This window comes from Paenibacillus sp. MER 180 (assembly GCF_023713665.1).
GTDB lineage: Bacteria > Bacillota > Bacilli > Paenibacillales > Paenibacillaceae > Paenibacillus_B > Paenibacillus_B suaedae.
Map to the genome: position 1 here is coordinate 342233 of NZ_JAMAVT010000002.1, position 20535 is coordinate 362767.

Here is a 20535-nt window from a genome sequence, read left to right on the forward strand (position 1 = left end):
GAGCCGATTGCGCCTCGATCCGATTTTGATCTTTTTTGTTGTCATGAGGAGGGAATGTGGTGAGCGCAACTCAGTTGTATTTCGATCATTGTGCATCGACTCCCCCCCATCCGGATGTTATTCGGACGGTTGCGGAGGTGATGGGGCAGGTGTATGCCAACCCTTCATCGATTCATGGTGCTGGGGGGCAAGCAGAGCAGCTTATTCGACGCTCGCGCGAGGTTGTAGCTCGTGCCCTGGAAGTGGAGCCTGAAGATATACTGTTCACATCAGGGGCGACAGAGAGCAATAACATTGCTATATTCGGAATTGCGAAGGCCTATCAAGCTGCAGGCAAGCCAATCCATATGATCGTATCTGAAGTTGAACATGCATCCGTATATAAATGTGTTCAGCAGTTAGAGCAGGAGGGGATTGAGGTTACCTACCTTCCTGTGGATAAGAACGGCCGAGTCCGTCCTGACGAAGTGGAGGCTGCAATTCGGCCTCATACAGTACTCGTTAGTATCATGCACGTCAACAATGAAATGGGTGCTATACAGCCTATTGGAGAAATTGGAGATATGCTGCGCCGCTACCCAAAAGTAACGTTCCATGTGGATGGGGTGCAGGGCTTAGGCAAGGTTCCCGTTCGTCTTGCTGAATGGGGTGTAGACCTATATAGTCTCTCGGGACATAAGATTCAAGGGCCACGTGGGGCTGGCGTGCTCGTTAAGCGGAAGCAAGTCGCATTGAAGCCGCTAATGTATGGAGGTTCTCAAGAGGGGGAGCTTCGTCCTGGTACAGAGAATGTCCCCTGCATTGTAGGGCTTGCTAAGGCGGTCAGACTAGCGGTCGAAGGGCAGTCTGAACGCTATGACAAGCTAGTTCGCCTGCGTCAATTCGTACTTGAACATTTGTCACAGATGAAGCCGCTTGTTGTGAACAGTCCTGCTGTTCCATATGGCGCTCCACATATCATCAATGTATCATACCCTGGAATGAAATCAGAGGTTGTGGTTCACGCCCTCGAACAGCGTGGCATTATTGTCTCAACACAATCCGCGTGTTCATCGAAGCTCCATAAGCCCAGCCGTGTGCTGCTGGCGATGACGCATGACTCTCAAGTTGCTGCAAGCGGAATCCGCATCAGTCTGGATGCGAACTGCTCTGAGGATGAGTTGAAGCGGCTTGTACAGAGTTTCAAGCAAATGACAGAACAATTGCAATCTCTTGTGCAGCGATAATATAGGTATTGGAATCGATAGCAAGCGAAAGGCAGGGAAAGAGAAAATCATGGAATACGATATGATTCTTCTTCGTTATGGGGAAATCACAATTAAAGGCAAGAACCGCAGCAAGTTTGAAAAGGCAGCTTACCAGCATGTCAATGCAGTGCTTAGTCCTTTTCCTAATGCTAAAGTCATTAAAGAATACGGTCGACTCTATGTTGAGCTGAATGGTGAGCCATTAGACGAAATGATTCAAGTGCTCAAGCATGTGTTCGGTGTGGTGTCCATTAGTCCAGTTAAACGAACTCCTTCTGAGCTAGAGCCGATTATTGAAACGGCCGTCCAATTAATCCGTGAGATGAATCCTGCGGATGGGACAACCTTTAAAGTTTCTGCGAAGCGTGCTTGGAAGGGATTCCCGCATGGCAGCCAGGAGATGAATTACCTTGTTAGTGCGCCTGTGCTGCGCGAGTTTGAGGGGCTTAAGGTCGATGTGCGCAAGCCTGAAATTGATTTGCGCGTTGAGGTTAGAGAAGAATGGACCTATGTGTATAGCGAAGTTGTACAAGGTGCGGGAGGCTTCCCATTGGCATCCAACGGCCGCGGCGTGCTGCTTCTATCTGGGGGGATTGACAGTCCAGTTGCCGGCTATGAAGCATTGCGCAAAGGGCTGCAACTGGATGCGATTCATTTCCACAGCTATCCGTTCACAAGTGAACGGGCGCAGCGGAAGGTGCTCGATCTTGCTCAAGTGCTTGCGAACTATGCAGGACGAATGCGTGTGCATATGGTTCCCTTTACAGATATCCAGACTCGCCTTCATCAGAGTGGACATGATAACTTGCTTATTACGCTGATGCGCCGTGCCATGCTGCGCATTGCCACACAAATTGCAGAGCAGCGCAATGCGCTGGCAATCGTAACGGGAGACAGCTTGGGTCAAGTTGCGAGCCAGACGCTTGGCAGCATGAATGTCATCGGCCGTGCGACAGATCTGCCATTGCTTCGTCCGCTTGTTACGGTGGACAAGGATAAGATCATTCGTGAAGCAGAGTATATCGGAACTTACGACTTGTCCATTCTTCCCTATGAAGATTGCTGTACTCTATTCATTCCGAAATCGCCGGCGACGAATCCGAATTTGAATATCGTTGAGCATGCGGAACGTTCTATCCCCGAGCTGGATGATCTCATTAAAGCTGCTGTGGAAAACACGGAAGCGATCCTGCTGAAGGCGGGTGGCTCGCCTGATGATGCAATCGTGTTGTCGGGTAAAGACAAGGTAGCGAATGCGAATGAGCCTGCTCAGGTTGTACAGAAAGCAGATGAGTCTGCTGGGCTGGCAGCGCCAGCAACTGGAGATTGGTTCTAAACAATTGGATTGACTTGTTCTGCGCATTGGCCAGCGAATAGCGGAATAGCTCGGCCTCCTCTGTCATAGACCTAACTACAGGGGAGGGACGGGCTGTGGAATCGATATGGTTGTTGGTGGAGATTATGCTGATTAACTTGGTGCTTAGTGGAGACAATGCAGTCGTAATTGCCATGACGAGCAGACGCTTGCCTAAGCAACAACAGCAGCAGGCCATCTGGTGGGGCGCCGCAGGCGCGGTTGTACTTCGCATTGTGCTGACTGTAGCAGCATTATGGTTAATCAACATTCCGCTCCTGAAGGCAGCGGGAGGGGTTATGTTGTTCGTTATCGCGGTTCAACTGATTGCTGAACAGGAGCCTGCAGATACCCGGGATAACGAGGCCCACTCCTTATGGGGGGCTATTCGAATTATTCTATTAGCTGATGTGGTCATGAGTCTCGACAATGTGCTGGCGATTGCAGCGGTAGCCAAGGGAAATCTGGCATTTGTTGCAATCGGCATAGCGCTAAGTATTCCCATTATCGTGTGGGGAAGCGGGTTCATCAGCATATGGCTTCAGAAAATGCCGCTGCTTCTGTATGCGGGTGCAGGGATACTTGGCTATACCGCGGGCGAGATGATTGCGTCTGATGAACGATTGGCGGTATGGCTGCCCGCCATGTGGAGCAAGCTTCATTACGGATTCCCGTGGATCGCTCTTGCGCTCGTCGTGATGCTCGGATTTTGGTTTCGGCGCCAGTTACGCTATTAGCTCTTTTTGATCTTCTGCAATAGATAATCGGAACAGATGCTTTGTACCTGCCGAAGTACGCTGATGGCAGGTTTTTTCTATTATGAATAGAGGGCGGTTATGGAAGTCTCAGGAGGGTTTGGTAAGGGTATTGTGTTTTTTTCAAGGAGCAGGTAGTAATTTTACGAACTTTCATATACACTAGAAAAAGTAAAAAACGACGCGAATTGCGTCACATCGTGTCCGAATCAGAAATCTGGACATGGAGGTTGACCTATGCCTAGAAACCAACAAGTGATTGGCATTGCTATATTGGCTGCAGGCTTATTCATTTTGCTTGGGAAAATGGGAGTGTTTGCTTTCATCGGCGGTACGATGTGGCCGCTCCTCATGTTCCTTATCGGTATTGCCTTGTATGTATTTGCACGAATGGCAATCCTGCCGCCTGTAATGATGGTTCCAGCAGGTATGCTGACGATGTATGGCGTCCTGTTCATGCTAAGCCACTGGATCAATTGGAGACTGTTCGGGTATTTATGGCCACTGCTTCTCATTGGGATTGGCGTGGGCCTGTATGGATACTACGCATACGATCCATACCATCCGAGAGGCGCATGGCAAGGCGCGCTGTTGTTCGGTGGGGTCGGTGTATCCATGCTGATCTTGATGCTCGTATTTGCAATTGGTACGTATATGATTGCCGTTGCACTCATACTTGCCGGAGCAGGGCTTGCATTTGGCGGACTCAGAAATCGATTCCGTTAATGGAAGCACTAGCTGGCGAACATGTAAGCGTAAAGTTCTGAAGTGTCCGTGCTAACATGCTTCAGAATGACCTATCGTAGGAATAGATGCCGCCCTCTATGGCGGCTTTATTCGTGGTTAGCTTGATTTGGATTTTTGGTATGATTCCACACCCAGAAAGGAAAGATTTTACGATGCAAGACAGAAGCTTACTTCGCAATATCGCAATTATCGCACACGTTGACCACGGGAAAACGACTTTGGTTGACAAACTGCTTCAACAATCCGGTACATTCCGTGAGCATGAAGCTATTCAAGAACGCGCAATGGACTCCAATGATTTGGAGCGTGAACGCGGAATTACGATCCTGGCTAAAAATACAGCCATCACGTACAAAGATAATCTGATTAACATTGTAGATACACCAGGCCACGCTGACTTCGGCGGCGAGGTAGAACGCATAATGAAAATGGTTGACGGCGTATTGCTCGTCGTGGATGCATTTGAAGGCTGCATGCCGCAAACGAAGTTCGTACTTCGCAAAGCGCTTGAGAGCCAATTGACGCCAATTGTTGTTGTAAACAAAATTGACCGTCCAAATGCTCGTCCAGAAGAGGTCATCGACGAAGTGCTTGAGCTGTTCATCGAGCTTGATGCGAATGATGAGCAATTGGACTTCCCAGTTGTATATGCATCTGCGCTTAACGGTACATCGAGCATGGAATCCGATCCTGCGAAGCAGGAAGAGAACATGCAGGCGTTGTATGAGACGATCATCTCCCACATCCCTGCACCAACTGAAAATCCAGAAGAGCCATTGCAATTCCTCGTTACTTTGCTCGATTACAACGAGTACATGGGACGTATTGCGATTGGTCGTGTGAACCGTGGTACGATCCGTCAAGGTCAATCTGTAGCGGTTATTAACCGTGAAGGGAAGACGAAGCAGGCACGCATCGAGAAGCTGTTCGGTTTCCAAGGGTTGAAGCGTGTTGAGCAAGAAGAAGCTGGAGCGGGCGATATCATTGCCATTGCCGGCATTAAGGATATTAACATTGGTGAGACGATTGCAGATCCGGCGAATCCAGAAGCACTTCCGGTTCTTCATATTGATGAGCCTACTCTGCAAATGACGTTCCTCGTGAACAACAGCCCATTTGCAGGGCGTGAAGGTAAATGGGTTACATCGCGTAAGTTGCGCGAGCGCTTAATGAAGGAACTGGAAACAGACGTCAGCCTTCGTGTTGAAGAAACAGAGAGCCCGGATGCATTTATCGTATCAGGTCGTGGTGAATTGCATTTGAGTATTTTGATTGAGAACATGCGCCGTGAAGGATACGAGCTGCAAGTTTCGAAACCAGAAGTTATCATCAAAGTTGTGGATGGTAAGAAGACGGAGCCGATTGAGCGCTTGCTTATCGACATTCCAGAAGAAGCTACAGGTCCGGTAATGGAAAGCTTGGGAACGAGAAAAGCAGAAATGGTCAACATGATTAACCATGGCAATGGCCAAGTGCGTTTGGAGTTCTTGATCCCTGCACGTGGTCTTATCGGATACAGCACGTACTTCTTGACGCTGACACGCGGATACGGCATCATGAACCACGCGTTTGACAGCTATGGCCCATATGCTGGCGGTCAAGTTGGCGGACGTCACCAAGGCGTTCTCGTATCGACAGAAACAGGAAATTCAACACTGTACGGCATTATGTCCGTTGAAGATCGCGGTACGTTGTTCGTAAACCCAGGTACTGAAATTTATGAAGGTATGATCGTTGGTGAGCACAACCGCGACAACGATATCGTCGTAAATATTTGTAAAGAGAAGGCGTTGACGAACGTTCGCTCCGCAACCAAAGACGATACTGTCAAGATGAAAACTCCTGTTCTATTCTCTTTGGAACAAGCTTTAGAGTATTTGAATGATGATGAATATTGCGAGATTACACCGTCTTCTGTACGGTTGCGCAAAAAAATACTGAACAAAAGCGAGCGTGAACGCGCAGAAAAGACGCGCAAAGTATCCGAATCCCATGTATAATGGGATTTGGACAACTTTGGCAAAGGAGTGAGCGTCTACGATGCAGGAATGGTTGGCTTCCCATCCCTTTGTAAGTTATGCGCTTATTTATCTGTTAATCGTGTATGTGTTCAATAAAGTCTTCCGTGTGCAGAAACTCCCGATATTGAAGGAGGTACTGATCTATTTGCTGATGGGATTGGGCGCGTTTGTTCTGCTCATCTTCCAAATAGACAAGCTGCCAATCATTCAATGTTTGTTTGTCGCGGTCGCTTTGATGTTCATGGTACGCATTCGCTATTTTATGGAAGCTCGCCGCAAGAAGGCGACAGATTCAAAGAACTAATGGATTGTGCGTCATCGTTATCACCATCACCGACACGCAAAGGGGAGAGAAGGCCGGATGATGAAGCTGCAAGTTGCACTATTCAATTGGCTGCAAATTCATATTGTGTCTGAGCAGCGCCCGGATGATGGGGCAGCGAAGGAGACGGTACAATTTTTTGAGACAATCTTGAAGGAGGATCATCAACTGACCTCCTTCGAGGCTTGCTTGGATGGATCGGATGAGCGATATGTCATTACGTATTGGCGGGAAGAAGAAATGAGTACAGAAGTATTCGACCGCGAAGATGCAGAGCGATTATGGCAGGACATCGAAGCGAATCCGAAATACAATGAGTAAGTGAGGTAAGATATGAATTCATCGACACCATTGCCACCTAGAACGAAGCAGAAACGGCGGAAGTCGCCTGAGAGGAAGCCCTCCGAAGGGAAGTCTTCCACGAAGAAGCGAGGGATGCCGAAATGGTTGAAGGTGACCCTTATCACCGCGCTTATCGCAGCTGTTGTCGTTATATTCATTGTCGGATATTTTGCTTGGTATGCGAACAACAAGTTGAACGATATTTCTACAGTTGCTAAACAGGGCGGCGGCAGTTCAACGGTGCAAGATACGCTTTCACCGAACAAGGAGCCTTTTTCCTTCATCTTGCTCGGTATCGACTATCGGCCAGAGCTGCCTGGACGTCGTACTGATGTTGTCATGGTCGGCGCTATGCATCCGGAAACACAGGAAGCGGTGCTTGTTTCTTTGCCGCGTGATACGTATTTCGAACTGCCCGGCTATCATCCGGATAAGCTAAATCATTATTATCCGAAGTTCTTCACACTTAAGGAGCAAGGCAAGCTGGACAGCGCTACTCCAGAAGATGAGATGAAACTGATGCTTGGCAAGTATATGGGCATGCCGATCGACTATGCCGCAGTGATTAACTTCCAAGGCTTCTCTGATGTCGTGGATGCAGTCGGCGGCGTCAACGTGAACGTGGATCAGAATATGTGCTATAACGATAATGCGGATGGAACCCATATCAAGCTGAAGACAGGCCAGCAGACGCTCGACGGCAAGAACGCCCTTGACTTCGTTCGCTACCGCAAATCGAACTGCCGTCCAATGACGAAGGGCACGACAGATGCGGATCGCAACGTCCGCCAGAATGCAGTGCTGAAGGAAATCGTCGGCAACATGCAATCGCTTGGCGGTATAACAAAGGTAACAGGCGTTATTGATGCGATGGCTGATAACTTTAAAATTGATATGACACCGGACCAAATTCGCAGTTCCATTTCTACGTACTTAGGAATTAACCGCGATAACATTCACTACATTTCAGTAGATGGGAATTGGGTTAGCCCGTACATCTATCCGGACACGGTGAAGTTGGAAGAGGGCAAGCAGGCGATTAAGGATGTACTTGCCGGCAAATCATTGAAATCAACCTTATCCGGAGAAGGCGGAGCGGACTCGCAGCATGCGAATACAACCCAACCTGGCTCCTAAGTGGATAAGGGTATGCAATTTTTGAAGCATCATTAATATAATAGAGTAAAGCTGCAATTATGATGTGGAGGAGGTCTGAGTGATGTCCGAAGCTTTGATGATGGGTAATCCCTTATTGCAACATAAGATGTCCCAAGGGTCTCATCTGTTATCCGATCAAACAGGCATCGGGACGGCCTATTGCCCATCTGCAGCTGTTATGCTGGATCATGAATATGACGATGTCTTCATGCGAAAAGCCTAGTGGAACCCCACTAGGCTTTTCGTGCGTCAATATGCTTGTCCGGTCTTCACGCGGCCGTGCGGCAATCATGCAGCTACATCTGTTTTTTCAGTTTAGGCTGGTCTGTATTGCGGGATGGATCAGTATGTTGGACGTCGCTTGGCATCTGCGGCACGATGCGGCCCATAATATCTGCAAGTTCTTCTGTAAAGCCTGAAATAGGGTGGCCTTGCCGAATATCAACCGCCATCTCATGAAGACGCTGATTCAAATCGATATCTGCGGTAACAAGTGCATGGGCGCCATATTTGTCTTTGCTGAGAACCTCTGCAACGGAATATTTGACAGTTCCGACTCGAGAGCGTTCTAGGCTCGCATCGACGTCAATCCCGACAATTGCGGTATTGCCGAATACGACACAGTTAACGTTGCGAACCCCCGGCACCTTCCTAGCCAGCGCAGTTAAGTGTTCGCGAACGGCTTCCCGATCGTGAATGACCGGTTTTCCATTATTCGTCGATCTCGCCTTAACTTGATTGGAGGAGTTATTCGTAGCAGCGTGCTTATTCGCGTTGCCGCATCCGGCGATGAGTCCGATGACAAGCATGGCAATTAGCAACATACGCATGAATTCATCGTTCCTTTCTTTGTTCGTTGGTCAAATAAGTAGTGCGGCATGTGTACTGACTATAGTGTGAGCGGTGCCTGCATTTTTTATGTAACACCGAGCGCGGCTGTCCGCTGGTGTTGCAAGTACGGGCATGCGAACTGAAAGGGAGATCCTATGAGTAAAATTTTTGTACTGGATACGAATGTGTTGCTGCATGATCCGAACGCATTATTTGCATTTGGCGACAATGAAGTGATTATCCCGGCAGTTGTACTGGAAGAGATTGATTCGAAGAAACGAAATGCAGATGAAATCGGGCGCAATGCCCGTACTGTTTCCCGCTTGCTAGACGGGCTTCGCGATGTAGGCCATCTTCATTCGGGGGTTAAACTGCACAACGGTGGAACGTTGAAGGTGGAGTTGAATCATCGCAGCTTTGTCAAAGTACAGGAGATGTTCGGGGAAGTATCGAATGACAATCGGATCTTGGCCGTGGCATTGAATTATCATTTAGAGCAGGAGGAACGGCAATCCGAGCCAGCAACTGTCATTCTAGTAAGCAAGGACGTGCTTGTACGAATCAAGGCAGATGTATTGGGATTGCATACAGAGGACTATATGTCAGATCGTACCGTACAATCTGGCGATGAGTTGTATAATGGCTGCGTCACCTTATTCGTTCATCCTGGGGTGATCGATGAATTTTATTCCTTCCGGCATCTCCCCATCCGCAGCTTAAATGTCAATATGTCATTTCACCCGCATGAATTCGTCATCTTGAAAGATAACATGGGGACGAGTAAGTCTGCTTTGCTCAAGGTAAGCGCAGACGCCAAGAAGCTTGAGCCGCTATTTCTCAGTAATGATCCCGTGTGGGGCATTACTGCACGGAACGCTCAGCAGCGTATGGCGCTTGAGCTGCTGCTCAATGACGATATTCCCCTTGTCACTATGGCAGGGAAGGCAGGTACAGGCAAGACGTTGTTGGCGCTTGCAGCTGGCCTCATGAAGGTGGAAGATGAGCGCAAGTATAAGAAGCTTCTCATTGCAAGGCCAGTAGTGCCAATGGGGAAGGATATCGGGTACTTGCCAGGGGAGAAGGAAGAGAAGCTTCGGCCTTGGATGCAGCCGATTTATGATAATTTAGAATTTCTGTTCGACACGAAAAAAGCTGGGGACATTGAGAAAATATTGCTGGGTATGGGCAATATTCAAGTTGAGGCGCTCACTTATATTCGTGGCCGTTCCATACCAGGACAGTTCATCATCATTGATGAGGCTCAGAATTTGTCCAAACATGAAGTGAAGACAATCGTATCCCGAGTCGGGGAAGGAAGTAAAATTGTCCTCATGGGAGATCCAGCGCAGATTGATCATCCTTATCTGGATTCAGCAAGCAATGGTCTCACCTATCTGGTGGAACGGTTTAAGACAGAAAGTGTAAGCGGCCATGTCACCCTTGAGAAGGGAGAACGCTCCCGACTCGCTCAGCTTGCAGCTGATCTCCTATAGAGTCATTAGTGAGCGACAGCCCTCAGAGCCTCTGGATAGTCCCAGGGGCTTATTTTTTTGCTCTAATGACGCATTCAGATAGGGACAGCTAGTGCGTTCGGTGCTACAATAAGGATGTGGAAAAGTCAAAAATGGTAACGTGGGAGGAGAATGAGTGCCGAACTTAAAAAAGCTGCTAGTTGCGGTTATTATGATTTTCGTTTCGTTACTCTTGCTGTCCCAATTTCATATAGATGATCAATTATTCGTACCATCACAGCCCTCAACGAATGAGGTAGCCAATCGCCCGCCTAAGGCGAAGAAGAGTCCAGAAACGTGGAAGCAGCTAAGAGTGCAGGTGAACCTGTCACCTATATCATTTATCCAACTCAATCAAGCCAATCAGTCTTTTATTGACGAAACGGGCATCTATGTAGAGCTTGTCAATACGACAGATAAATTGACTGATGCTGATTGGTTCAATCAGCTGGTTCAGGAATATAGTGCGGACATTATGCTGTCAGACAGTGTTTCCGTAATGGGCTTTGCCAAAAAGGGGTGGCTGCTGCCGATTGAGCAGTCATCGAATGCTGGCTTCTCCTCTCCGGCATGGCTAATGAATCAACTGAAATGGAATGGGTATACGTGGGGAGTACCTGCTCAGATTGATCCTTATGTGCTGGTATGGAACAAGGAATTAATGGCCGGCAGAACCAAAGAATCCTTGCCTTCTAATTGGGAGGAGTGGAAGAGGTTCCTTGACCCTAGCAGTCAGGAGGAGGCTTCTGCTCTGCTTGAGCGTGGTACAGCTGCTGTAGAATTGCGTGCTATGCCTCAAACCTGGTTTGCCTGGCATGATGGAGATAAGGAAGCCTTCTTATCGTTAATTCGGCGGTTGGGCTTGCTATGGCCGGAAGTGAATCAAGCGCCATTGATGCGTGCCGATTGGTATGCGAAGGGAGTTTCCGACAATGCGCAAGGATCCGGTCTTAAGTGGAACCAACAGTTAGCCCAGCTGGAGTCTTATCGAGCTCATTTTATACCTTGGGGAGAGAAAGCGAGCAAATCAGATACGTGGGATTTGCTGCGTGCCGGTCGAGTAGCCTTTGGGATCGTTCCCTATTCGGAAGCAGTGGCCGAGGTTAGTGAACCGCTAGCGATTGAAGCGCCAGCCGATGTACATCTTCCTGCTGGGCAGTGGGCAACAAGCAGAAGCTATATGATTGCTTCCAGTTCACAGCATGAAGCGGAGGCAAGGCAATGGATTGATTATATGACGAGTCTTGCGGTTCAGCGAGAATGGTACGATACATTGTCTGTGCTGCCTGCTCACGAACAAGCATACATAGATCGCTGGAGAGATATCCGTCGCTGGCTGCCAGATATGTTCCTGCCTCAAGCCAATCAAGGAGCGGCGTTATTTCATGCAATGGAACCGATTTATGGATGGATTGGGACAGCTGAGCTTTGGCTGAAGGGGGCTGCAACAACAGAGCAGCTCCAGAAGGAATGGAATCATTCAAGCACGATCAGCAGATAGCGGGATTGAGTATCCATCCATGGTACAATGCACTGGATACGGCCATCTGCTGATTCTCTGAACGAGGAGAAGCCCTAGCCTTACCGCTTTACCAGCTGAGCGCCAGCTTGACGGTAAGGCTTTTGTCTTCAATTGTCACTTCTTTGGCTTCAATAAAAGATACGAGCTGCTTCGGGTAGAAGCCAAGATCGAATTTTTGCTCCAACTCTGTACGCGTCGACTCGGGCAGTTCAAGCCCATTGAACAACATTCGATCAACATGGAACAAGATTCGATTCTCAGGTTCCGATTCTATCGTATAATGCCCTTCGATACGTACGCTCATGCCAGAGCGCGAGCCTTCAGCGGCGATCATGCCTTCCTTGAATTGGAATGCAAAGGTTTCGAACATGGGATCCTGCTCACGGAGAAACTGATTGAGTTGTTCTTCCTTGACTGTGATCGTATAATTAGTACCCTCGATGCTAAGGCTTCCACTATTTTTGACAAAATCGGGGAGCTTGTTCATCGCATTCGCCAATGCTCGGAAATAATGACGAACTTCATAAAGTCCAACGTTCTGCCAGTAAGTTGTAAACTCTTGTATAAGTGCATTCATCGCTTTAGGATCACTGCTGGCCGATATGTCAGCGTCCAGCTTCTGCTGCAGCCGCTTGAGCCGATCGCGCTGATCAATCAGCTGAGTGCGTACCGTTGAAAGCTCCCTTTCCAGACGCATATGCTGATCTCTTGTCTGACGCAAGGCTTGCGTTTGTTCCTTATAGTCATTCATAATGTCCTGATCAGACTGGAAGAGGATCTGGAAATATTCGAATAACTGAAACATATCTTGCAGCTGATCCGCAGAGAGAACAGCCTGGAGCATCATGTCTCGTTCTCCAATATAATAAGCGCGAAGCACACGACCGGCTTGTTCTCGCTTATGTTCCAAGGCGGCTTCGCGGGTCTGAAGCTCAGCTTCCGTTCGTGAACGTTCTTTGGCTGTCGATGCTTCTTGAACGGAGATACGATCGATCTCCTTATCCAGTTCTGTGATAGAGAGACTCTGTTGAAGCAGCTGCAGCTCTTCAGCGGTAGGCTGAATGCTCCATTGTACAGGCGAAGCTGGCTCCGCACCTGTCGCACACGGAACGATCGCGATGAGCTGCATCGATAGTAGAAGTCCGATAAGCGAGCGCCATGCGCGTGTCGTTATGGTCATGAGGCGACCTCCTTAAATAGTTGCACAACATTATCGTATGTTCAGATCGGGTTGGACATGACCTGAACCCGTGGTTGTGTACATAGAGTTGTATACATGGATGATACTTGCATGACTTAGTAAGATACTTCTATTGAACCTGCATAGATAGAAAGGAAGGACTGTATGTCTCATTATCAGCCGAATCCCGTCCTCATTCAATACTTAATTAACCAAATTGAACAATCCGATAGCAGCTGCATCCCTTTCTCGCAGTTTATGGGCACCTGTCTGTATCACGCAACAGACGGATACTATATGTCAGAACGACCAAAGATCGGGCGTAACGGCGATTTCTATACAAGCTCGAATATCGGCTCAATCATGGCTGAGATGCTTGCTGTCTATGTAGAACGACGCACAAGGGAGCGTGGCTGGGATGCTGATTCCATCACGCTGGTAGAATGGGGAGCTGGTACAGGACGACTCGCACTGCAGATGAGCCAGCGGCTTAAGTATGATCGCTTCGAAGGCTATAAGCATGTCATTGTGGAAAGAAGCCCGCATCATCAGAGACTAGTATCCGAATTGCTCGGAGGAGAGCGGGTTCCAATGACATGGTGGGATGAACAGGTGTTTGAACAAGAGGCTCCTACACGGCGCCTGTTCGTTGTAGCCAATGAACTGCTTGATGCATTCCCAGTCGAGCGCATCCGGCATCATGATGGCCGGTATGAACAGTGCTATGTGAAGTGGGATGAGGAGAAGGAGCAATTCATGCCGCTATGGCTGCCCGCAACGGAAGATATTCTCCTATGGCTAGAGGAACATGAAATTCAACTTGTGGATCAGCAAATTTTCGATGCGGGGATTGCGATGACGGCTTGGATGACCTCAATTTTAAGTCAGGTGGGGGAAGCAGAGTTCATATTTATTGATTATGGGGATGGAACGAATGAGCTGACAGCAGCACATCGGATGGAGGGGACACTGATGTGTTACCATCGTCATCAGGCTCATGACAACCCTTGGATTCATATTGGCGAGCAAGATATCACGTCGATGGTGGATTTCGATATTTGCCAGCGTGTTGCGAAGCAAGTGAATGCTGCGATCATCGGTTATATGACACAAAAGTCATTTTTACTCGAACAGGGGTTGCTAAATGAATTGCAGCAGCATACCAACCCAGATCCGTTCAGTGCGGAAGCGCGTCGCAATCGTGCCATTCGACAATTGCTGCTGAGTGATCAGATGAGTGAACGGTTTCATGTACTCCTGCTGTCTTGCGGTTCGGAACCGGAAATTGGAATATTATAAGATTCAACACAAAAGAAGCGCCATGAGATCGCCGATCTCTTGACGCTTCTTTCTGTATCTATTCATTATTTCATTCATTATCCGTCCGCAACAAGTCAACAGACAGTGATGCTGCTTAGTAAGGGTTTTTCATAACGAAGACGCTCCAGTACGAAAAGCCGCTGAAGCATACGACCATGTACGCCCAAAACAGCATTGTATATGTACGTTCGGACAATTTCAAGTAACCCAGCAACACAAAAAAAGCAGTCTGCATGAAGAACAGGAGCGCCATCTCAATCATGTCTCCTGCGAACGCCATCAGACCGATTACTAATGTCCAGAAGCCGAGTACGCGATACATCCGTGCCACGATTCATCCCCCTCTCGTTACGTTCAACCCAACATTTACTATTGACATTATAGCGTTCTAGCCATCTGGTGTAAACTGCCAATCTTGATGGATTAACGAACTTTTTTGGAATCTCCCCTTCATTGTGATCTATTGTATGGACAGGCATACGTATGATTCATAGAAAAAATGGATATACATTTTAGTATCCGATAGATTCTATGAACTCTACCATGGGCATAGAGATGGAATAAGCGGTTGATTACCGACTGATCATCCTTCGTCACTTGCTTCAATGCATATGGCGTGGGTGCTGTATACAACCGAATTGAATGAGTGTCGTTAGGAGGGTATCGCATGACAGCAATTAGACAAGATGCGTGGACAGCGGACGATGATTTGATTTTGGCAGAAGTGACGTTAAGACATATTCGAGAAGGAAGTACTCAGCTAGCTGCTTTTGAAGAAGTAGGGGAAAAGATTGGCCGCACCTCTGCGGCTTGCGGATTCCGCTGGAATAGCTGTGTCCGTAAAAAATATGAAGCTGCAATTCAGCTTGCAAAAGCACAGCGTCAAAAGCGAAACTATATGAAAAAGCAGCCTATTGGTGCACAGGTGGCCTCTATTGCATTGGCGGACAGTGAAGAAGTCGGCCTTAAGCCAGAGCTCATTACCGAAGAATCACTTTCTATGGATATGGTGATCCGCTTCTTGCGTCAATGGCGCAACAGTTATCAAGAGCTGTCGCGTCAATTGAAGCATACGGAGAAAGAACTGCATGAGAAGGAAGAGCAGTATCATCGTCTGCGTGAAGAGAATGAGTATCTCTCCAAACAGGTGAATGCCGTTCAAACGGATTACCGTACGGTAAATGATGATTATAAGGCGCTCATTCAAATTATGGATCGTGCTCGCAGATTAGCGATTTTAAGTGAAGAAGAGGACGACTCCAAAACTCGCTTTCGGATGGACGCCAATGGCAACCTAGAGCGAATTGAATAGTTCCATCCGCTTACAGAAAGCGTGAAGGGAGAGCATTGCTCACTCTTTGCGCTTTTTTGTGTTTTTGCATTCGGTTTGATATAACAAATAGGATACTTGTACACAAGGGAAGGTGCCTGATATGGTTATCGATATTATTGGCGGGGGGTCATTGGGGCTGCTTCATGCGGCGATGCTGATGAGAACACGCAATTCAATAGATAGCAGCAATACGAAGGTGAGGATGTGGACGCGGACTCCGGAGCAGGCGGAGCTTATTCGTAGTCATGGGATTCATCTCGAGGATCTGGATGGGAGGCAGGCCCATATCTATCCAGTACATGCCTATCCGTTGGCAGAAGCAGGAGAAGTACTTGAACGGACAGGTATGAGAGCGAGCAGCATATGGTTGTTCGTGAAGCAGACACATATTGATTCTGAGCTTCTTAGTCAGTTAGAGAAGTTTCCTAGAGAGCAGACAGCTTCATTGGTGTGCTATCAGAATGGGGTTGGTCATATGGAAGCACTTAGTGCGATATGGCCGCACGAGCAATTAATATGGGCGGTTACAACGGAAGCGGCTAAACGAGTAAATTGCAATGAGGTTGTACATACGGGGCACGGGCATACGTCAATTGGCATCTGGGAGCCTGCTGGAAGCCGAACAGAACAGAAGGAATTAGTCAATCCTTTATGTTTGTCAACAAAGAAGTTGCTAGAAAATGCAGGATTTCAAACGTTTTTGTCGAACAACATCGAAGGTATGGTTTATCAGAAATTGCTTGTCAATGTCATTATTAATCCATTAACGGCTGTGCTGCGCATCAAGAACGGTCAACTGCTGCTGCAAGAGGACAGGCTGTCTTTAATGAAGGAATTGTTCGGCGAGGCTGCTGCGGTATACCGAGCGGCTCATATTTCTATCGATGAAGAGAAGGATTGGGAGCGGGTTGTTCAGGTGTGCCGGATGACTTCGTCCAATTCGTCGTCCATGCTTCAAGATGTAGAAGCGGGAAGAAGGACAGAAATAGAGGCTATAACGGGGGCACTTATCCGAATGGCTGATCGATATGAGGTTGCAGTACCGCTTCATCGTATGATGTACCGTCTTATTCTAGCAAGTTGCGAATAACATTTCCCGTGCTGATCCCTTGTTGAGAGGAGTGAGTCTACCCGAATATGTTTCAACTGATGTTTGACGGATTCGTTCTGCTTTCTTTACTGCCCTTCTTCCCATTTCTTATTACTTGGCTAATTGGTAGGGGGCTGCTTAAACCGAAGAAGAGGGCAATTAAGCTGGCAATGGATATAACGACGGTGTTTCTCATTGCCTCGGTAGGCGGTTTATATAATACGTTGTTTGACTCTAAGGCAGGATTTTATTGGATACTGTTCTTTCTGTTAATCGCAGCAGGGTTAATCGGTGGGTTGCAACAGCAGAAGTATGGCAGGTGGGAACCGAGAAAATTGATTCGTGTCATTTGGCGAATAACTTTCTTCTTGCTTGGCGTACTGTACGTTTTCTTGCTATTGATTGGAATAATTATTTATTCGGCAAGCATGTAGGATAAGCTATACTCATAAAGGTAGATTATTGATAGGACTCATGCGTCAATATCAATGGATGATGGCAGCTAGTTGTTGAATTGTGCATGAAGGAATGGAATACATAATCTTTGTTTTGACGGTCAGAAGCCGCATTGTGTACAATCGAGACGAGGCAAAAAGGGAGGCGGCTATCTTTGAAATGGCCAATATTATCTATTCCGGTTCAGCAACCGCTGACCATACAGTACATGGAACGCGAACCATCTGTTGTCGAGACGTTCTACGAATATCATCCGGACTTGGATTGGGAGAAGAGAGCAGATTGGGTGGAGCGTTCGGGACAGCTAAGAGTGAATCGCACACGCTTGGCCGATGTGCTTACCCGCTATAATGAGCGGTTCAATAACAGCCAAGCTGTACGAGATTCCATAGAACGACTGAAGGATGAGCGGTCGTTAGTCGTTGTAGGGGGACAGCAGGGCGGCTTGTTTACGGGTCCGCTGCTTGTTCTGTATAAAGCAATTTCCATTATTCGAATGGCGCAAGAAGCAGAAGTCAAATTAGCAAGACCAGTGGTTCCTGTCTTCTGGATTGCGGGAGAGGATCATGATTTTGATGAGGTTGATCATACGTATGTGGTAACCTCCGATCCTGCTGTACAGCGTATACGAATGGAGAAGCCAGGTGATCGACGTGCCCCTGTGAGCCATGTGAAGCTGGATGCTGCTGCATGGGAATCGGTTCTTACAGAGCTAGAGAGATCTTTGCCAAAGACGGAGTTTACACCAGGGCTGCTCGAGCACCTGCGCGAATCAGTGGCTACTTGTGCCACGCTGTCAGATTCCTTCGCAGCGACTATGGGCCGACTATTTGGTGAATATGGACTCGTGCTCATCGATTCGGCAGATGACGGACTGCGCGAGCTTGAAGCGCCTATGTTCGAGACGATTCTCCAGCACAATGACCGACTGGAGAAGGCTTACGACACCAGTGAGCAGCAGCTTGCTTCTTATGGCTATAGCCCTCAGGCGGTACGTTCCGAACACAGCGCGAATGTGTTCCTCGTGCGTGACGGGGAGCGACACTTGCTGCATAAGGAGAACGGGCAATTCGTCAATCATCGCCAAGGAATATCATGCACGATGGAGCAGATGTTGGACATCGCACGGAATTCACCGCAGGAGCTGAGCAATAATGTATTGACGAGACCGCTTATGCAGGACTATTTATTCCCAGTACTGGCTACCGTGCTTGGACCAGGAGAAATTGCTTACTGGGCGCAGACGAAGCAGGCATTCAGAGAGCTGGGCATGAGAATGCCAATCATATGGCCACGCATGGGATTTACTTGTATTGAGGGGACACTAAATAAGCTTCTGGATAAGTATGAGTTGTCGGTTGAAGATGTTGTGTATCATTACGAAGCAAGAAGAGCTTCGTGGCTGCAAGCGCAGGATGCACTTCACTTGGATGAACGCTTCGAGACGCTGCGTGCAGAAGTGGATACTAGATATACGGAGCTGCTGGAGGATCTTGTCGCATCGCTTCCTGCACTTGGGAAACTTGGTGCTACGAATCATAATAAAGTACTTGAACAGATTGATTTCCTTCATCACCGTGCTAAGGACGCGATGGCGAAGCAGCATGAATCAGGTTTGCGGCAGTGGGAACGGCTGCATGTCTCCCTTCATCCGCTTGGCAAACCACAGGAACGTGTATTGAATATGCTAGGTTATGCCTGCCGTTACGGTGAGAATTGGTTTGCGATGTTGATGGAGGCTCCTGTCGTATGGAGAGGGGAACATCGCATCGCCCTGTTGTCATAAGCTATGTTAAGAGCATGAGCTGGAAAGACCCGATTTCCTGAAATCAAGACGGATCATGAAATGGCTTCTTAATCCAAAATGGGAGAGGATGAACTGTCCATGAGTAATACACCAACTCGTAATACAAATGCGGCAAACAAGAGCATCATCCGAGATATTGCATTGGCACCAGAAGGTCATTTGAAAATTGAATGGGTTCAAGCGCATATGCCTGTGCTTAACCGCATTCGGGAACAATTTGAGGCGGAGCAGCCGTTCAAAGGACTCAAAGTAGCAATATCGCTTCATTTGGAGGCGAAGACCGCTTATTTGGCGAAGGTCGTTCAAGCTGGCGGCGCAGATGTAACGATAACAGGAAGCAATCCGTTGTCGACGCAGGATGATGTATGCGCTGCGCTAGTTGAAGACGGCATTACTGTATACGCCAAGTACAACCCAGATCCGGAAGAATATAAGCAGTTGCTTATTCACACATTGGAGACGAAGCCTGATTTGATTATCGACGATGGCGGAGATTTGGTCTCGATTCTGCACGCTGAGCGCCCTGACTTGCGTGATCAAGTGAGAGGCGGCGCGGAAGAAACGACTACAGGCATTCTCCGCTTGAAGGCGATGGAGAAGGATGGCATGCTTCAATTCCCGATGGTTGCCGTTAATGATGCGTATTGCAAGTATTTGTTCGACAACCGTTATGGTACTGGTCAGTCGGTATGGGATGGCATTAATCGTACAACGAATCTGGTTGTAGCCGGCAAGACGGTGGTCGTGGTCGGGTACGGATGGTGCGGCAAGGGTGTTGCCATGCGTGCCAAAGGTCTCGGCGCGAATGTCGTTGTTACCGAGGTGGACGCGATCAAAGGCGTAGAAGCCTACATGGATGGATTTACAGTGCTGCCGATGATCGAAGCCGCTCGTGTAGGAGATATCTTTGTGACCGTCACAGGCAACCGTGATTGCATCCGTGGTGAGCATTATGACGTGATGAAGGACGGTGCCATCTTGTCCAATGCTGGACATTTCGATGTTGAAGTGAATAAGCCTGAGCTTGAGGCTCGTTCCACATCTGTACGTACGGTACGCAAGAACATTGAAGAATACAAGCTGCAAGATGGCCGCAGCATCTACTTGCTGGCTGAAGGCCGTCTAGTCAATCTGGCTGCAGGTGATGGCCATCCAGCTGAAATTATGGATATGACATTTGCGCTTCAAGCAATGTCCTTGAAATATGTAAATGATCAATATCAATCCATTGGGAAAAAAGTTGTCAATGTGCCGTATGAGCTTGACGAGCAAGTTGCACGCTACAAGCTGGAGTCGCTCGGAATCTCCGTAGACACGCTTAGCAGCGAGCAAAAGTCTTACTTGGAGAGCTGGCAAGAGCACTGATGGAATGAAGCGATGAAGCCTGTATCAGACAAGAAGGAAGAACCGCCATTAGCGATATGCTAGTGGCGGTTTTATTTTGGGTATGAAGCTTACCTATGCAACATATTTCTTGGCAATTCGTCTATTGATTGAGTATGGAGAACAAAGCCATTACATCCAAGATATCCATGCCAA

The 20535-nt window shown here is 48.1% G+C and carries 20 protein-coding genes; 17 read left to right on the plus strand and 3 right to left on the minus strand.

Going from position 1 to position 20535, the window contains the following annotated elements:
- The first annotated feature begins 59 nt into the window (after positions 1–59).
- From M3661_RS04165 to M3661_RS04205, 9 genes are all read left to right on the plus strand, one after another.
- A complete protein-coding gene (locus M3661_RS04165) occupies positions 60–1226 on the plus strand; it encodes a cysteine desulfurase family protein (protein WP_251482595.1) in 1167 nt (388 codons plus the stop codon).
- A 49-nt stretch (positions 1227–1275) separates the two neighbouring features.
- Positions 1276–2583, plus strand: a complete 1308-nt coding sequence (thiI, locus tag M3661_RS04170) for a tRNA uracil 4-sulfurtransferase ThiI (protein ID WP_251482597.1) — start codon at positions 1276–1278, stop codon at positions 2581–2583.
- Positions 2584–2678: 95 nt separating this feature from the next.
- Entirely contained in the window at positions 2679–3338 is a 660-nt protein-coding gene (locus tag M3661_RS04175; RefSeq protein WP_251482599.1) for a TerC family protein, read from the plus strand.
- Between the two features lie 255 nt (positions 3339–3593).
- Positions 3594–4082, plus strand: coding sequence for a LiaF transmembrane domain-containing protein (locus tag M3661_RS04180; RefSeq protein ID WP_021256780.1), 489 nt, complete (start codon positions 3594–3596; stop codon positions 4080–4082).
- 173 nt (positions 4083–4255) lie between these two features.
- Complete coding sequence (gene typA / locus M3661_RS04185; RefSeq protein WP_065290521.1) at positions 4256–6103, plus strand: translational GTPase TypA; 1848 nt, start codon at positions 4256–4258, stop codon at positions 6101–6103.
- A gap of 40 nt (positions 6104–6143) precedes the next feature.
- On the plus strand, positions 6144–6428 hold the full coding sequence (locus M3661_RS04190) for a YlaH-like family protein (RefSeq protein WP_021256778.1): 285 nt from the start codon (positions 6144–6146) through the stop codon (positions 6426–6428).
- A gap of 60 nt (positions 6429–6488) precedes the next feature.
- Positions 6489–6767, plus strand: coding sequence for a hypothetical protein (locus M3661_RS04195; protein WP_028531282.1), 279 nt, complete (start codon positions 6489–6491; stop codon positions 6765–6767).
- 12 nt (positions 6768–6779) lie between these two features.
- Complete coding sequence (locus M3661_RS04200) at positions 6780–7925, plus strand: LCP family protein (RefSeq protein ID WP_251482600.1); 1146 nt, start codon at positions 6780–6782, stop codon at positions 7923–7925.
- Between the two features lie 82 nt (positions 7926–8007).
- On the plus strand, positions 8008–8169 hold the full coding sequence (locus tag M3661_RS04205; RefSeq protein ID WP_155987174.1) for a hypothetical protein: 162 nt from the start codon (positions 8008–8010) through the stop codon (positions 8167–8169).
- A gap of 73 nt (positions 8170–8242) precedes the next feature.
- Here M3661_RS04205 and M3661_RS04210 read toward each other — a convergent pair whose 3' ends face one another.
- On the minus strand, positions 8243–8776 hold the full coding sequence (locus M3661_RS04210; RefSeq protein WP_251482601.1) for a YhcN/YlaJ family sporulation lipoprotein: 534 nt from the start codon (positions 8774–8776) through the stop codon (positions 8243–8245).
- A gap of 156 nt (positions 8777–8932) precedes the next feature.
- On the opposite strand from M3661_RS04210, the gene M3661_RS04215 reads away from it, so the two are divergent.
- Complete coding sequence (locus M3661_RS04215) at positions 8933–10270, plus strand: PhoH family protein (RefSeq protein ID WP_021256774.1); 1338 nt, start codon at positions 8933–8935, stop codon at positions 10268–10270.
- 154 nt (positions 10271–10424) lie between these two features.
- Positions 10425–11789 (plus strand): extracellular solute-binding protein, encoded by a 1365-nt coding sequence (locus M3661_RS04220; RefSeq protein ID WP_251482602.1) that lies wholly within the window; start codon positions 10425–10427, stop codon positions 11787–11789.
- An 88-nt stretch (positions 11790–11877) separates the two neighbouring features.
- Here the strand turns inward: M3661_RS04220 and M3661_RS04225 are convergent, their stop codons facing one another.
- Positions 11878–12990 carry a coiled-coil domain-containing protein gene (locus tag M3661_RS04225; protein WP_065290507.1) on the minus strand — a complete coding sequence of 371 codons (1113 nt, stop codon included), beginning with the start codon at positions 12988–12990 and terminating at the stop codon, positions 11878–11880.
- A gap of 165 nt (positions 12991–13155) precedes the next feature.
- Between M3661_RS04225 and M3661_RS04230 the strand changes: the two genes are divergently transcribed.
- Positions 13156–14289: a class I SAM-dependent methyltransferase gene (locus M3661_RS04230; RefSeq protein WP_251482603.1), complete on the plus strand. Its 1134-nt coding sequence runs from the start codon at positions 13156–13158 to the stop codon at positions 14287–14289.
- 115 nt (positions 14290–14404) lie between these two features.
- Here the strand turns inward: M3661_RS04230 and M3661_RS04235 are convergent, their stop codons facing one another.
- Positions 14405–14641, minus strand: a complete 237-nt coding sequence (locus tag M3661_RS04235; RefSeq protein ID WP_021256770.1) for a DUF2626 domain-containing protein — start codon at positions 14639–14641, stop codon at positions 14405–14407.
- A gap of 336 nt (positions 14642–14977) precedes the next feature.
- Between M3661_RS04235 and M3661_RS04240 the strand changes: the two genes are divergently transcribed.
- The 5 genes from M3661_RS04240 (at position 14978) to M3661_RS04260 (ending at position 20361) form a co-directional block, all read left to right on the plus strand.
- Positions 14978–15622, plus strand: coding sequence for an RsfA family transcriptional regulator (locus M3661_RS04240; protein ID WP_021256769.1), 645 nt, complete (start codon positions 14978–14980; stop codon positions 15620–15622).
- A 121-nt stretch (positions 15623–15743) separates the two neighbouring features.
- Complete coding sequence (locus M3661_RS04245; protein ID WP_251482604.1) at positions 15744–16733, plus strand: ketopantoate reductase family protein; 990 nt, start codon at positions 15744–15746, stop codon at positions 16731–16733.
- 47 nt (positions 16734–16780) lie between these two features.
- A complete protein-coding gene (locus M3661_RS04250; RefSeq protein WP_065290510.1) occupies positions 16781–17167 on the plus strand; it encodes a DUF3397 domain-containing protein in 387 nt (128 codons plus the stop codon).
- A gap of 176 nt (positions 17168–17343) precedes the next feature.
- The gene (bshC, locus tag M3661_RS04255) at positions 17344–18975 is read left to right on the plus strand and encodes a bacillithiol biosynthesis cysteine-adding enzyme BshC (protein ID WP_251482605.1); all 1632 of its coding nucleotides are present in this window, start codon (positions 17344–17346) and stop codon (positions 18973–18975) included.
- A gap of 99 nt (positions 18976–19074) precedes the next feature.
- A complete protein-coding gene (locus M3661_RS04260) occupies positions 19075–20361 on the plus strand; it encodes an adenosylhomocysteinase (protein ID WP_251482606.1) in 1287 nt (428 codons plus the stop codon).
- Positions 20362–20535: the final 174 nt, after the last annotated feature.